This window comes from Candidatus Viadribacter manganicus (assembly GCF_001679665.1).
In the GTDB taxonomy this organism is placed as follows: Bacteria; Pseudomonadota; Alphaproteobacteria; order Caulobacterales; family Aquidulcibacteraceae; genus Vitreimonas; species Vitreimonas manganica.
The window spans coordinates 2,813,025-2,826,588 of sequence record NZ_CP013244.1; the positions used below are offsets into that span (position 1 = coordinate 2,813,025).

Genomic DNA, 13,564 nt, shown 5'->3' on the forward strand with positions numbered 1-13,564 from the left:
GCATCCTAGCTACACGTGCCCGTGACGGGCGTCACATCGATATGGCTAAGGTTCTACTAGCTTCAACTCATCGGATCGATGGACGGTTCGAGGAGAAATGGAGCCGGAAATGATGAAGTTCTACTCGCTGGTCGCGGCGTTGGCAGTGTTTGCACCCGTGGCGTTCGCAACGATGACGCAAGCCGCGCAGATGGTTGCCTAACGGGTCTCTGACCTGAAATCCCCGAGCCCAGAAGGGCGCAAGATCCAGGCAGAGCGATATGACAAGCCCAGATGTTTGAAGGCGCCGGCCAGACCGGCGCCTTTTGTTTTGGCATCTCGGAAATCATGTGTTCTTGATTTGTTCTTATTTCGGGGCTATTGTCCGATGCGTGAAGACAGATCCCCTGCATGGCCGGGGCGCGCGCACGAATGCAAGCGGCCGATACGAGCGTTTCGTCCGCGAAGCGTTTGACGATGGCTGGGTCGGGGAGGATGGCGCAAAGCCGTTGGAGACCATCGTCACCCCGGAACTCGCCAAGACCATTATCTCGACCAACCAAAGCCCGGACATTTCATTCGATCAGTCGATCAACCCGTACCGGGGATGCGAGCACGGTTGCATCTATTGCTACGCACGACCGAACCACGCTTACGTCGGGCTTTCTCCGGGCATTGATTTTGAAACCAAGCTCTTCGTCAAAGCCAACGCCGTTGAATTGCTTGAGCGCGAATTTTCAAAGCCAAGCTACAAACCGAAAACAATCATGCTCGGCGGCGTCACCGACATCTATCAGCCGATTGAGCGCGACTACGGCATAACGCGCGGCCTGTTGGAAGTGATGGAACGCTGGCGCCATCCGGTTGCGCTGATCACCAAATCTCAGCTGGTTATTCGCGATATCGACATTCTGGCGCGGTTGGCGGAGCGGGGGCTCGCAAAGGCGGCGATTTCCGTAACGAGCTTGGAGCGGCGCATCGCGCGCACAATGGAGCCGCGCGCCGCGGCGCCTCACCGGCGCATCGAAGCGATCCGTGTGCTTGCGGAAGCTGGCGTGCCGGTGACGGTGATGGTCGCGCCGATAGTGCCGGCGATTAACGACAGCGAGATCGAGGCAATCTTGGAAGAATGCGCCAAGGCCGGCGCGAGTGCTGCAGGTTACGTGGTGTTGCGCTTGCCGTTGGAGATCAAGGACCTCTTTTGTGAATGGCTTCAGACGCATTTTCCTGATCGCTCGACGCGGGTGATGGCGCTGGTGCGCCAGATGCGTAATGGCCGCGACTACGATCCCGAGTGGGGCAAGCGCCAAAAAGGCGAGGGGCCGTACGCAAAGCTCATAGCCGACCGCTTCGCGGCAGCATGCCGGCGCTTCGGCTTAGACAAACCTCGATTGGCGCTCGATCACACGCAGTTTCGCCGGCCGTTGGAACCAGGAGATCAGAACGACCTTTTCTCCTCGGAGTAGCCTCCCGTCTGCGCGCGGGCTAAGAGGGGCCGCGAGGGTAGGAGACGACTAATGCGCACAGATGGCCAACGCCGTTCCGACAATTTCGAAGATCGCGGTCGCGGTAGTGGCGGCGGCATGGGCGGTGGCGGTCTGCCGGGTGGTGCGCTCTTCGCGATTTTGCGGCGCATTGGTCTTCGCGGCATTCTGATTGTCGGCCTCGTTCTAGCCGGCATCTATTTCTTCGCTCCGCCCAGCATCAAAAACATGGTGTTCGGCGCGCTCTTTGGCGGCGTGCCTGGACAGACCCAAACAACCCAAGGCGAAGGCACGGTTTGCGATAGCTCAGCTGGCGCGACCCAAGCTTGCGACTTCTCGCGCGTCATTCTCGCTTCGACGGAAGACGTTTGGGCCCAACAATTCCAACAGGGCCGCCTGCCGCGTTACAACAACCAACAGGCGGACGCTTATCAGAACCCGACTTTGGTGATTTACTCGGGCGGCGTCGGCACGGATGGCTGCGGCAGCGCCAGTTCCGATGTGGGTCCGTTCTACTGCCCTGGCGATCGCAAGCTATATGTCGATCCGAGCTTCTATGAAGTGATGGAAAGCCGCCTGCGCGCGCCGGGCGATTTCGCGCAAGCTTACGTCATCGCCCACGAAGTCGGTCACCACGTGCAGAACCTCATCGGTGCAACACAAGTGCAGGTGCAGGGCGAGTCCGCAAACCAGACTTCAGTGCGCGTCGAGCTGCAGGCCGATTGCTTCGCTGGTGTGTGGGGTCATACAGCGCGCGCCGATCTCGCGATCGACGAGGCCGATCTGCGCGAAGCACTGAACGCTGCACACGCGATCGGCGATGACGCGCTTGGCCATCAGAACGAAAGCCAGTTCACACACGGATCCAGCGCCCAGCGCATGGCGTGGTTCCGCCGTGGTTTCGACAGCGGCGATGCACGCCAATGCGACACCTTCAACGTTCCGGCGGGCCAATTGTAAGAATGCAAAAGCTGGGAGCTTACGGCTCCCAGCTGGCCGCCTGATCGATCAGGAATTGGCGGAACGCGGCGATGCGTTTCGAGCGCTTAAGGTCGCTCGGATAGATGAAATACACTTCGAAGCTTGGGCCCTGCAGGTCAGGCAGCACCTTCACCAAGTTCGGATTTTCGCGCGCCATGTAGTCAGGCACGCTGGCGATGCCGAAGCCGGATTCAACCGCGCGCAACATGCCGTAGACGTTGTTGATCTCCAGCAGCGGCGGTCGCGGTTTTGCGTCTTCGCGGCCGGCGCGCTGCGCCCAATCGAGTTCGCGCATCGGCGTCGGCACGCCCGCCTGATACGCGATGATGCGGTGCTCATCGAGGTCCTCGACCTTCTTCGGCGTACCGTGGCGCTGCAGATAGCTTGCTGACGCATAGAGACTGACGCGCACATCGAGCAGCTTGCGTTGAATGAGATCGGCGTGTGTCGCGGCCCAAAGCCGGATGGCGCACTCTGCTTCGAGCTTCAGAAGATCGTACTCACGGTCATCGAGCAAGATTTGCAGGCGCGTTTCGGGGTAGGTGTCGGCGAAAGCGCCCAGACGCGGCGCCAGCCAGGTCGAACCGAACGCAACCGGTGCGGTGACTTTGAGATCACCGATGACCTTCTCGCGGGCGTCCTTCAGCGTCGATTCTGCAATGACCGCAGCGCCCGCCATTTCGCGCGTGAACTCGCGGAGCGCCATGCCAGGGCCCGTTAGCAACAAGCCGCGCGCGTGCCGCTGGAACAGCGGTACGCCCATATCGCTCTCGAGCGCCGCGATCTGGCGGCTGACCGATGATTGGCTGACGCCCAACTTCTCCGCGGCGGCCGTGAGGCTGCCGGTCTCGGCTGCGAAGTGGAAGGTCTTGAGCTTGTCCCAGTCCATGAAGGCCCCGCGAAGCCTCCCGCCCGGGGGCCCGTTGACTTGCATTATTGCATAGCTCGGCTCGCGGGTCGATAGCGAAGGGGCTGTATGCGAAGGATTTTGGAAGCTGACGCTGTCACTTGCCTTGCCGTCTCCTGAGCTATATTGTATACAGTATGCAATTAGAACTAAGCAAGCGCGCAAACATCAGCGAGGCTGCGGCGGACGCTGTGCGCGCGATGATTGTCGATGGTCGTCTCGCGCCCGGCGATCGCATCAATGAAGTGCATTTGGCCGCCAAGCTTGGCGTTAGCCGCACGCCGTTGCGCGAAGCGTTGAGTGGCTTGGTGAGCGAGGGTGCGCTGACCGTGCGCCCGCGCCTTGGCTATTTCGTGCGTCCGCTATCACTCGAAGAGTTCGAGCAGATCTATGACATCCGCCCGCTGCTTGATCCTGAAGCGCTGCGGCTTGCGGGCGTTCCATCGGCGAAACGCATCGCGCGTCTCGAAAAGCTCAACACGCAATTGCGCGCCGCGAAAGGCGCCGCCGCGATTGAGATCGACGATGCATGGCACATGGAGTTGCTGGCGGACTGCCCTAACAAGGTGCTGATCGATCTCATCCAGAACTTCATCGTCCGCACGCGCCGCTATGAGCTGGCGCTGATGCGCGAGCAGGAAAACGTCGTCGCTGCGATGGACGATCACGAGAAGATCATGGCCGCTTTGAAGTCGGGGGACCTCGATGCGGCGTGCTTGGCGCTCAAGCGAAACATGCAGAGTGGACGCGAACCAATCGTTGCGTGGCTGACGCAGCGTGCGAGGAAAGAGGGGACGTAAAGTGCATTTGCTGAAATCGCTCGTGATGGGTCTGGCGTTGTTGGGCTCATCCGCGGTCGCGCAAGTCGCTCACTCCGACCTGGAGGGCGTTTGGATCGTTGAGCGGACATTCGCACCGACGTTGCGCGGCGACGCCCAGATCACGCGCGACGGCGATGTTTGGCGCGCTTTGCTCGCTGGCCGTAGCGCTGATGCGCGTGTCGAAGGCGGCAGCCTGCGCTTTGCGTTCGGCGTCAACGGTGTCTTGCGCGCCGAAATTGGCCGCGGTGGCGCAATGAGCGGCGTCTGGATACAGCCCAACAGTGACGCTGAAGAACGCGACGATCCGACGGCGGCGTCACAATCGTTCGCAACGCCGCTTGTGCTCCGCAGTTCCGGCCACAATGCCTGGCTTGCCAATGTTCAACCACTCGACGGGCGCTTCACCGTGTATCTGCGGATATTCCGGGACGCTGAAGGCAATCTTCTGGCGGCGTTCCGCAATCATGAAATCAATTCGCGCGGCGGCGCCTCGCAATTTCGTGTCACCGAAGACGGAGAGACAATCACGTTTTTGGCGCGTTTCGACGATGGCCAAGACGTTCGCCGCACCGGCGCCCGTTTACGTGATCCGGACCGTATCCGCATTTTCTGGCCGGACATCGGCAGTGAAATCGATTGGCGCCGTGCAAGCGCCGCGGAGCTGATCAACTTCACACCACGGCCATCCGGCGAACCCATGTACGAGTACCGTAGGCCCCCGCAAATTCGTGATGGCTGGCGCACGGCGCGTGCGCGTAGCGTTGGCCTTGATGAGGCGGCGCTTACAACGATGGTGCAGTCGATCATCGATGCAGATCCCTCTGCGCGCCGCCCAAACCTTATTCATTCCGTGCTTGTGGCGCATCGGGGGCGCTTGGTTTTAGAGGAATATTTCCACGGTTTTACGCGTGACACGCCGCACGACATTCGCTCGGCCGGAAAGACGTTTGCTTCGATTATGCTTGGCGCGGCCATGGAAAGTGGTGCGCCGATTGCCCCGGAGACACGCGTCTATGAATTGATGGCGGGGCTTGGACCGTTCGAACATCCCGATCCACGCAGGCAAAACATGACGATCGCGCACTTGCTGACCCATACCTCGGGTCTGGCGTGCAACGACAATGACGAGCACTCGCCGGGCAATGAGGGGCGTCTCTGGACACAGAGCAACCCGAATTTTTGGCAGTACACGCTCAACCTTCCCCAAGCGCACGAGCCGGGCGAGCGGTACGCGTACTGCTCCGCCAATCTCAATCTGGTTGGCGGCGCGCTCAACGCAGCGACGCATCAATCGTTGCCGGAATTGTTTGATCGTACGATCGCGCGGCCTCTGCAGTTCGGCCGCTATTATTGGAACGTGATGCCGAACGGCGAAGGCTATCTTGGTGGAGGCGCTCACATGCTTCCGCGCGATTTGCTCAAGGTCGGGCAGATGTATCTCGATGGCGGCGTATGGCGCGGCCGGCGTATCGTCAGCCGTGAATGGGTGGAGCGCTCGACCTCACCGCGCATCGAAATTTCGCCGACGACGACCGGGCTCAGCGAAGAAGAATTCCAAAACTTCTACGCACCCGGCGTTGATGGATATGCCTGGCACCGCTTTGGCGTCCACGTTGGTGATCGCGTCGTCGAGGAGTACGAAGCCAACGGCAATGGCGGACAATTACTCATCGTTGTGCCGGAGTACGATCTCGTCGTCGTGTTCACCGGCGCCAATTACATGCAGGGCGGAATCTGGACGCGCTGGCGCGACCAGTTCGTCGGCGGTGTCATCATTCCGGCAATGACGAACTAGCGCCGCGCCACCCGTCAGGCGGCTGCACCTGATTTGGCGGCGCGCGCGCGGTCGAGTTCGATTGCGGCGAGATAGCGCTCGGCTTCAAGCGCGGCCATGCAGCCCAGGCCGGCTGCCGTAACCGCTTGGCGATAGGTGTCGTCGGCAACGTCGCCAGCGGCAAACACGCCTGGAATGTTGGTCTCAGTCGTGCCCGGCTTCACGATGATGTAGCCGTTGTCCTTCATTGTCACTTGGCCCTGGAAGAGCTCTGTCGCCGGCGCGTGGCCGATGGCGACGAAGACGCCGTCGAGCTTGCGTTCCTCAAGAACGCCGGTCTTCACGTTCTTGATCACGATGCCGGTGACGCCCTTAGGGTCTTCCGTGCCAATGATGTCTTCGAGCGCCGAATCCCACACCACCTCGATACTCGGGTGATTGAATAGGCGCTCTTGCAGCACCTTCTCGGCCTTCAGTGAATCTCGGCGGTGAATGAGCGTTACCTTGCTGGCGAGGTGCGCGAGGTAGAGCGCCTCTTCGACCGCGCTATTGCCGCCGCCAATCACAGCGACTTCTTTGCCGCGATAGAAAAAGCCGTCGCAGGTCGCGCAGGCGCTGACGCCGAAGCCTTGAAACTTATGTTCGCTTTCGAGCCCAAGCCATTTGGCTTGCGCCCCTGTCGCGATGATCACCGCGTCGGCAAGATAGATCTGACCGCTGTCGCCGGTGAGTTTGAACGGACGCTGATCAAGCTCCGCCTTCACAATGATGTCTTCGACGAGATCAGTGCCGACGTGCTTTGCTTGCGCGCGCATCTGCTCCATCAACCACGGCCCCTGAATGGTGTCGGCGAAGCCTGGATAGTTTTCGACGTCGGTCGTGATCGTGAGCTGACCGCCAGGTTGCAGGCCCGCAATGAGCATCGGCTTGCGTAGCGCCCGCGCCGCATAGATCGCGGCGGTATAACCGGCAGGGCCGGAACCGATGATAACGATAGGGGCGTGGCGGGCGGCGGGAGAGGTCATTCTGCGCTCATGTTGGGAATCGTGAGCGCTCAATATGGCGTTCCGGACGCGGCTCTGAAAGCGCCTGAATCGGAAACGAACCACGGTAAACAGGCGCTGACGGTGAGAATTGCGCCAGAATTTTCCACAGCTATGGTGGCGGCGGGGACGGCTAATTAATCGGAAGCGGACGGGGCTGAGAGAGCTTGCCTAAAATTTTGGTCGTCGAGGATGACATGCTGATCGCCATGGAACTTGGCGAGCGGCTGGCAGACATGGGCTACGAGGTTCTCGGGCCAGCGCACTCGATTGCCGAGGCCGAGGCGCTGCTTGCGCGCGAGAAGCCGGACGGCGCTTTGCTTGATGCAAGCTTGGCGGGTGGCGCCTCCAGCGTTCCGCTGGCTGTCGCGCTTTACGCTAAAGGTGTGCGCGTGGCGTTTTGCACCGGCTACGACAAAGTGAAAAACGCTCCCCCCGAACTCGCGAGCGCCCCCGTACTTACAAAGCCCGTCAGCGATGCGGATCTGAAAGCCGGCTTGGAAAAGCTGCTCGCTTAGTTCGCGCGATGCTTTGCCGCCCATGCCGTCAGCACGGCGGCGGCGGCGCGATCGGTCTCCAGCAAAGGCGGATAGGACCAGGTTTCGAGCCTGCCGTTGAACGGACGCGCGCAGCCGCGCCGCGCCAAGCTCTGGTGGAATTTGGTCAGCTTACCCAGTTGGCCATCGACTGCGAGGATGTGCACCGGCTTGCCCGTCGCGGCGGCTTCCGTCGCCATGTTTACGCTGTCTGCGGTGACGAAGATGTGGTCTGCGACGCCCAATATGGCCGGGTAGGGGTTTGCGCCTTCGTTCTCGTAAAACACGGCGCAGTGCGGAGCCAGCCACGTTCGAAACTGCATCCGCGCAGCGTCGCTGGTGCGGCGTGAAAGCGTGGCGAGCAATGTACCGCCGGTTTCGCGCTGCACGGCCGCGAGCGAATCTGAAATCTCGCGGGCGCGGGCAGGCGAAATGTCCTGACGCTTGGATTTTCCGCCGATGAGAATGGCAAAACGCGGCGAGGGCAGCTCTTCCAGTTGCGAAGATTTGTATTGTGAAACCGCGTTTTCGAGGCGTTCGGAGGTGATGCGATTGCATGCGCCAACGATCGGCAGCACGTTTTGACCTTCAAGTTCGTCATGCAGTGGTGGAATGACGACATCGAACTCGCGCGGATTCACGCGCGGATCCTGAAGCTGCACGACGAATGTCTTGGCGTTCGACCAAGCGCGGACGCCGAGCGCGAACGGCACCGAGGCGCGGCCGCAGCCGATGAAGATGTCGGGCCATGGCGCGCTGATCGGGTCAGATTCAATCGTCAGCGCATCCTGGGCCGCCGGTATGAAACCGGGCGGCAGCCAACTCCACGGCGTGCGTAGCCGTATGCGCTTGGTCGTCACGGCGATCGGCGCGCGGCGCGCAATCGCCTCCGCCAGTCCGAGCGCTTGCGCTTCGATACCGGCGCGGCCGTCCGTCACGATCCAGACGCTAAGAGGCTCTGCGGGCTGATAGCCAGCGCTGCGCATTCAGCCTCGCTCCGCGGCTCGTGTCAGAGGTATTTCACTTTGACGATTTCGTACGATTTCGGTCCGCCGGGGGCCATGACCTCGACGACATCGCCTTCTTCCTTGCCGATTAGCGCGCGCGCGATCGGTGAGGTGATGGAGATCTTGCCGCCCTTCACGTCGGATTCGTCTTCGCCGACGATCTTGTACTTGGCCTTCGCGCCGGAATCTTCGTCCAGCAGGTTCACGGTCGCGCCGAACTTCACCTGTTTGCCCGAGAGTTTCGATATATCGATGATCTGGGCCCGGGCGATCTTGTCTTCGAGTTCAGCAACCCGGCCTTCAATGAAGGACTGGCGCTCTTTCGCCGCATGGTACTCGGCGTTCTCGGAGAGGTCTCCGTGGGCGCGCGCCTCCGCGATCGCCTGGATTACCGCCGGGCGCTCTGCCGTCTTAAGACGCTTTAGCTCTGCGTCGAGGGCGGTGTAACCCTCGGCGGTCATTGGTATTTTTTCCATGGGGGTGTGTAAAAGTCCGTCTAGGAAATGAAAATCTGTGTCCGATCCGGCCCGGCGTCAAGCATAGGCCTGAAGCGCCCGAACGCCTAGTGGCGCCCCCGATTTGAGCAATCGGATGGCCTGGATGGCCGCGCGAGCCCCTGAGACTGTTGTATAATAGGGAATGTTTTGCACCAGCGCTGTGCGACGGATCGAATAGCTGTCCCGATATGATTGGGCGCCTTCGGTGGTGTTGAACACCAGCTGGACCTCGCCGTTCTTCATAGCGTCGACGATGTGGGGACGGCCCTCGGCGACCTTGTTGACCTTGTGCACTTCGATGCCTTTTTCGATGAGGTAATCGGCGGTGCCGCCGGTCGCCATCACCTTGAAGCCGAGCGCGATCAAGTCCTTGGCCACCGGCACGAGCGCCGGCTTGTCGGCATTCTTGACCGAGATAAAGCAGCAGCCCTCGACCGGAAGATTGATGCCCGAGGCGATCTGGCTCTTGGCGAACGCCGCCACGAAGCTTTCGTCGAGGCCCATGACCTCGCCGGTCGAGCGCATCTCCGGGCCAAGCACGGGGTCAACACCAGGGAAGCGGGCGAACGGGAACACAGCCTCCTTCACCGCGACGTGCTTCTTCGAGGGCCGATCGAGCTTCAGGTCTTTCAGCTTCACGCCGGCCATCACCTTTGCGGCCGCCGCCGCGATAGGGCGGTTGATCGCCTTGGCGACGAACGGGGCGGTGCGCGAAGCGCGCGGGTTAGCTTCAAGAATGAAGATCTCGTCGTCCTTCACTGCGAACTGGATGTTGATCAGGCCGCGCACATCCAGCGCCAGAGCCAGCATCTTCGTTTGTGTCTCGATCTCGTCGATCAATTTCTTCGAGAGCGAATAGGGCGGCAGCGCGCAGGCGCTGTCGCCGGAGTGAACGCCAGCCTCCTCGATGTGCTCCATGACGCCGGCGACGAAAACGTCTTCGCCGTCGCAAATGGCGTCGACATCGACTTCAATCGCATCGCGCAGATACCGATCCACTAGTAGCGGCTTCTTTTCGGACACGGCGAGTTCAGACGGCCCGCCGAGCGCGCGCGTGATGCGCGTCACGTATTCTTCAAGCTCGCCCTCATTGTGCACGATCTGCATGGCAAGTCCGCCGAGCACATAGGATGGGCGCAGCATCACCGGATAGCCGATGCGCGCGGCGCCGGCGCGTGCGGCTTCAAGCGAAGGCGCAATCGTGTTGTCCGGCTGCTTCAGGCCGATCTTGCGGAGTAGCGCTTGGAAGCGATCGCGATCTTCGGCCAGGTCGATGGCATCGACGCTGGTGCCGAGGATTGGCGCGCCTTCGTCAGCGAGCGGTTGCGCCAGCTTCAGCGGCGTTTGCCCGCCGAACTGAACGATGAGGCCCTGAACTGTGCCGCGCGATTTTTCAGTCTCGACGATTTCGAGAACATCTTCGGTGGTTAAAGGTTCGAAATAGAGGCGGTCGGACGTGTCGTAATCGGTCGACACAGTTTCCGGGTTACAATTGACCATGATCGACTCGACGCCGATCTCCGCGCACGCGAACGCGGCGTGACAGCAGCAATAGTCGAACTCGATGCCTTGGCCGATCCGGTTCGGACCGCCGCCGAGGATAATGACCTTGTTGCGATCCGATGGATCGGATTCACAATCGGCGACATCCGAGCCGTACGCCGGGAATTCGTAGGTCGAATACATATACGGCGTTGAGGCGCGGAATTCGGCGGCGCAGCTGTCGATACGCTTGAACTGCGGGCGAACGCCTAGTTTGCGTCGCGCTGCGCGCACGTCGCGCTCGCGTTGGCCCGTGAGCTTCGCCAAGCGTGCATCCGAGAAGCCTTGCGCTTTGAGCGCACGGAACGTTGCGGCGTCCTTCGGTAATCCGTCGGCCCGAATTTCAGCTTCTTTTGTTATGATTTCCGCGATCTGACGCACGAACCACGGATCGAAGTGCGAAGCGGCGCAGATTTCTTCGACGCTTAATCCGCGGCGCAACGCTTCTGCACATGCCAAGAGGCGGTCTGCCTTCGGCGTCACCAAGCGGGCGCGTACGGCGGCGCGACCATTGTCTTCGTCTGACGCGCCTTCGATTTGGATCTCGTCCAAACCGCTCAAGCCCGTGTCCAGCGATCGCAGCGCTTTTTGCAGAGATTCTTGGAACGTCCGGCCGATCGCCATTGCTTCGCCGACGGATTTCATCGAGGTCGTCAGCGTCGTGTCGCAACCTTGGAAGCGTTCGAACGCAAAGCGCGGAATTTTGGTGACGACATAGTCGATCGTCGGCTCGAAGCTCGCCGGCATCGCGCCGTCGGTGATGTCATTGGCAATTTCGTCGAGCGTATAGCCGATGGCGCACTTGGCCGCGACTTTCGCGATCGGAAAGCCTGTGGCCTTCGACGCAAGCGCCGAGGAGCGCGACACGCGTGGGTTCATCTCGATGACCACCATGCGCCCGTCGCGCGGGTTCACGGCGAACTGAACGTTCGAGCCGCCAGTCTCAACGCCGATTTCGCGCAGCACGGCAATGCTGGCGTTGCGCATGATCTGGTATTCGCGGTCGGTCAGCGTCAGCGCCGGCGCTACGGTGATCGAATCGCCCGTGTGCACGCCCATCGGATCGATATTTTCAATCGAGCAGATGATGATGCAATTGTCCGCCTTATCGCGAACGACTTCCATCTCGTACTCTTTCCAGCCGATGATGCTTTCTTCGACCAGGATTTCCGTGATCGGCGAGGCTGTGAGGCCACGCTCGACGATCTCTTTGAACTCTTCGAGATTGTAGGCGACGCCGCCGCCAAGTCCGCCGAGCGTCAGCGACGGGCGAATGATCGACGGCAATTGCACGTGCTCAAGCGCCTCAAGCGCTTGGTCCATTGTGTTGCACAAACGAGAGCGCGGGCTTTCGAGGCCGATCTTGTCCATCGCATCTCGGAATTTCATCCGGTGCTCGGCCTTCTCGATCACCTCAGCATTGGCGCCGATCATCTCGACGCCGTGTTTCTTAAGAACGCCAGTGCGTTCAAGCGTCAGCGCGCAGTTCAACGCCGTTTGGCCGCCCATCGTCGGCAACAATGCGTCTGGCTTTTCCTTCTCGATGATCTTCTCGACCATCTCGGGCGTGATCGGTTCGATGTAGGTCGCGTGCGCCAGGCCCGGATCGGTCATGATCGTTGCCGGGTTCGAGTTCACGAGGATGACGCGATAGCCCTCGGCCTTCAGCACCTTTACCGCTTGCACGCCTGAATAATCGAACTCGCACGCCTGACCGATAATGATCGGCCCGGCCCCAATGATCAGGATCGAGTTGATGTCTGTACGTTTCGGCATGCGTCTCCGCCCGCTTTATGCGGCTAAGAATCGATCCTTCAGGGGATCACGCGTGATTAGGGCAAGGGGGCGGGGCGGACAAGCCCGCGCCTGTGCAGCGCAGGCCTGTGCTAGCCGCTAGGCGGACGCAGCCTGCGCTGTGGCGCCAGTGGGTTTCCCACCCAGCAGCGCAACGACCGCGACGCCGGCTGCGAGCGCCGCGAAGCCGCCAATGCCGACGATGCCGTTCCAGGGGAAGGCGGGGTTGCTAAGGGTCATGAGCGTCAGTCCGCCCAAGGCGTTGAAGGTGCCGTGGAAGACGCCTGCCGCCCAAACCGATGCACCGCGGTCGCGGACGAAGCTGAGGATCGGAGCGAGCAACATGCAAAAAGCAATGAAGAGCCCGACGCCGACGGCGCGATTGTCGGGGTAATTGAGCCCGAAAAGGAGGATCGCCGGCGCGTGCCAGACGCCCCAGATGAAGCCTGTGCTCAAAGAAGCGCGCCAGAAGCCCGCGCCGCGCCAGAGGTCGTGCAGATAACCGCGCCAGCCGAGTTCTTCGCTGAACGTCAGCACGACGCTGTTGACCAGCGCGCCAAGCAGCAGCGCTTGCGCGAGCACGATGATGCCGAGATAGGGCGCCATCGCGCGAACAGCGGCGCTTTGCTCGGGCGCTGTTTGTTCAACCATGGTGACGACCGCCGCACCGAGATCGACATAGGTGCTGGCGCCAAACGCTATTGAGAGCGCGACCGATGCGGCGCCGATCACGATCGGCATGAGGTAGGCGGCGAGCCACCACCAATTTGGTTTAAAGCGAAGCCCGAGCGCTTCGGCACGGCGCCCCTTTTCAAAGGCTATGGCGCAAATGAACGCCGCGATCGATGGCCCGAACATCGATGCAGCGAGCACCGCTGTGATGAGACCTGGATTTTCGTGCCAGCCCAACGCCCATCCGCCAATGACCACCGCCCAGCTGATCGCGAATGTAATCGCCAGAAAGACGATCGATTTATTGGTCTTGGTCATTGTCCGTCTCCACCCGCGCCATCGTTGTTTTTCTGTTCTGTCGCATTGAGTTTCACGCCCCGGGCGCGCAGCGCTTCGCGCAGCAAAAACTCGATTTCCGCGTTCACGCTGCGCAATTCCGCGTTCGCCAAGCGGGCGATCGCATCGTGCAGCGCCGGATCAAGTCTGAGCGCGAAGGCTTTGCGTTCGGAGGCCATGGCGTGTTCGCG

The 13,564-nt window shown here is 61.0% G+C and carries 12 protein-coding genes; 5 read left to right on the forward strand and 7 right to left on the reverse strand.

Annotated elements, in window-relative coordinates; translation table 11 throughout:
- The first annotated feature begins 371 nt into the window (after positions 1 to 371).
- Together ATE48_RS14340 and ypfJ are read left to right on the forward strand one after the other, a co-directional pair.
- A complete protein-coding gene (locus ATE48_RS14340; RefSeq protein ID WP_066775158.1) occupies positions 372 to 1,445 on the forward strand; it encodes a PA0069 family radical SAM protein in 1,074 nt (357 codons plus the stop codon).
- A gap of 51 nt (positions 1,446 to 1,496) precedes the next feature.
- A complete protein-coding gene (gene ypfJ, locus ATE48_RS14345) occupies positions 1,497 to 2,423 on the forward strand; it encodes a KPN_02809 family neutral zinc metallopeptidase (RefSeq protein ID WP_066772614.1) in 927 nt (308 codons plus the stop codon).
- A 19-nt stretch (positions 2,424 to 2,442) separates the two neighbouring features.
- Here ypfJ and ATE48_RS14350 read toward each other — a convergent pair whose 3' ends face one another.
- Positions 2,443 to 3,333 (reverse strand): LysR family transcriptional regulator, encoded by an 891-nt coding sequence (locus ATE48_RS14350; protein WP_066772616.1) that lies wholly within the window; start codon positions 3,331 to 3,333, stop codon positions 2,443 to 2,445.
- Between the two features lie 155 nt (positions 3,334 to 3,488).
- Between ATE48_RS14350 and ATE48_RS14355 the strand changes: the two genes are divergently transcribed.
- Together ATE48_RS14355 and ATE48_RS14360 are read left to right on the forward strand one after the other, a co-directional pair.
- On the forward strand, positions 3,489 to 4,151 hold the full coding sequence (locus tag ATE48_RS14355; RefSeq protein ID WP_066772617.1) for a GntR family transcriptional regulator: 663 nt from the start codon (positions 3,489 to 3,491) through the stop codon (positions 4,149 to 4,151).
- Position 4,152: 1 nt separating this feature from the next.
- Positions 4,153 to 5,967: a serine hydrolase domain-containing protein gene (locus ATE48_RS14360; RefSeq protein ID WP_083197369.1), complete on the forward strand. Its 1,815-nt coding sequence runs from the start codon at positions 4,153 to 4,155 to the stop codon at positions 5,965 to 5,967.
- Between the two features lie 14 nt (positions 5,968 to 5,981).
- On the opposite strand, the gene trxB is transcribed toward ATE48_RS14360, so the two are convergent.
- Complete coding sequence (trxB, locus tag ATE48_RS14365; RefSeq protein WP_066772622.1) at positions 5,982 to 6,971, reverse strand: thioredoxin-disulfide reductase; 990 nt, start codon at positions 6,969 to 6,971, stop codon at positions 5,982 to 5,984.
- Between the two features lie 185 nt (positions 6,972 to 7,156).
- On the opposite strand from trxB, the gene ATE48_RS14370 reads away from it, so the two are divergent.
- Positions 7,157 to 7,507: a response regulator gene (locus tag ATE48_RS14370; protein WP_156767783.1), complete on the forward strand. Its 351-nt coding sequence runs from the start codon at positions 7,157 to 7,159 to the stop codon at positions 7,505 to 7,507.
- Here the strand turns inward: ATE48_RS14370 and ATE48_RS14375 are convergent.
- From ATE48_RS14375 to ATE48_RS14395, 5 genes are all read right to left on the reverse strand, one after another.
- Positions 7,504 to 8,511: a mitochondrial fission ELM1 family protein gene (locus ATE48_RS14375; protein WP_066772627.1), complete on the reverse strand. Its 1,008-nt coding sequence runs from the start codon at positions 8,509 to 8,511 to the stop codon at positions 7,504 to 7,506. The two genes, ATE48_RS14370 and ATE48_RS14375, sit on opposite strands and share 4 nt — an antisense overlap.
- A 23-nt stretch (positions 8,512 to 8,534) precedes the next feature.
- Positions 8,535 to 9,008 carry a transcription elongation factor GreA gene (gene greA, locus ATE48_RS14380; RefSeq protein ID WP_083197371.1) on the reverse strand — a complete coding sequence of 158 codons (474 nt, stop codon included), beginning with the start codon at positions 9,006 to 9,008 and terminating at the stop codon, positions 8,535 to 8,537.
- A 57-nt stretch (positions 9,009 to 9,065) separates the two neighbouring features.
- Positions 9,066 to 12,347, reverse strand: a complete 3,282-nt coding sequence (gene carB / locus ATE48_RS14385) for a carbamoyl-phosphate synthase large subunit (protein WP_066772629.1) — start codon at positions 12,345 to 12,347, stop codon at positions 9,066 to 9,068.
- A 117-nt stretch (positions 12,348 to 12,464) separates the two neighbouring features.
- Positions 12,465 to 13,355 carry a CPBP family intramembrane glutamic endopeptidase gene (locus tag ATE48_RS14390; protein WP_066772632.1) on the reverse strand — a complete coding sequence of 297 codons (891 nt, stop codon included), beginning with the start codon at positions 13,353 to 13,355 and terminating at the stop codon, positions 12,465 to 12,467.
- Positions 13,352 to 13,552, reverse strand: coding sequence for a type II toxin-antitoxin system antitoxin (locus tag ATE48_RS14395; protein WP_066772635.1), 201 nt, complete (start codon positions 13,550 to 13,552; stop codon positions 13,352 to 13,354). Before ATE48_RS14395 ends, ATE48_RS14390 begins: the two co-directional genes overlap by 4 nt.
- Positions 13,553 to 13,564: the final 12 nt, after the last annotated feature.

What these genes read in the sequence shown, in the direction of transcription:
- ATE48_RS14355 (WP_066772617.1), top strand. Translation starts at nt 3,489, where the DNA reads ATGCAATTAGAACTAAGCAAGCGCGCAAACATCAGCGAGGCTGCGGCG.
- greA (WP_083197371.1), bottom strand. Translation starts at nt 9,008, where the DNA reads ATGGAAAAAATACCAATGACCGCCGAGGGTTACACCGCCCTCGACGCA.
- ATE48_RS14375 (WP_066772627.1), bottom strand. Translation starts at nt 8,511, where the DNA reads ATGCGCAGCGCTGGCTATCAGCCCGCAGAGCCTCTTAGCGTCTGGATC.
- ATE48_RS14395 (WP_066772635.1), bottom strand. Translation starts at nt 13,552, where the DNA reads ATGGCCTCCGAACGCAAAGCCTTCGCGCTCAGACTTGATCCGGCGCTG.
- ATE48_RS14390 (WP_066772632.1), bottom strand. Translation starts at nt 13,355, where the DNA reads ATGACCAAGACCAATAAATCGATCGTCTTTCTGGCGATTACATTCGCG.
- ypfJ (WP_066772614.1), top strand. Translation starts at nt 1,497, where the DNA reads ATGCGCACAGATGGCCAACGCCGTTCCGACAATTTCGAAGATCGCGGT.
- carB (WP_066772629.1), bottom strand. Translation starts at nt 12,347, where the DNA reads ATGCCGAAACGTACAGACATCAACTCGATCCTGATCATTGGGGCCGGG.
- ATE48_RS14350 (WP_066772616.1), bottom strand. Translation starts at nt 3,333, where the DNA reads ATGGACTGGGACAAGCTCAAGACCTTCCACTTCGCAGCCGAGACCGGC.
- trxB (WP_066772622.1), bottom strand. Translation starts at nt 6,971, where the DNA reads ATGACCTCTCCCGCCGCCCGCCACGCCCCTATCGTTATCATCGGTTCC.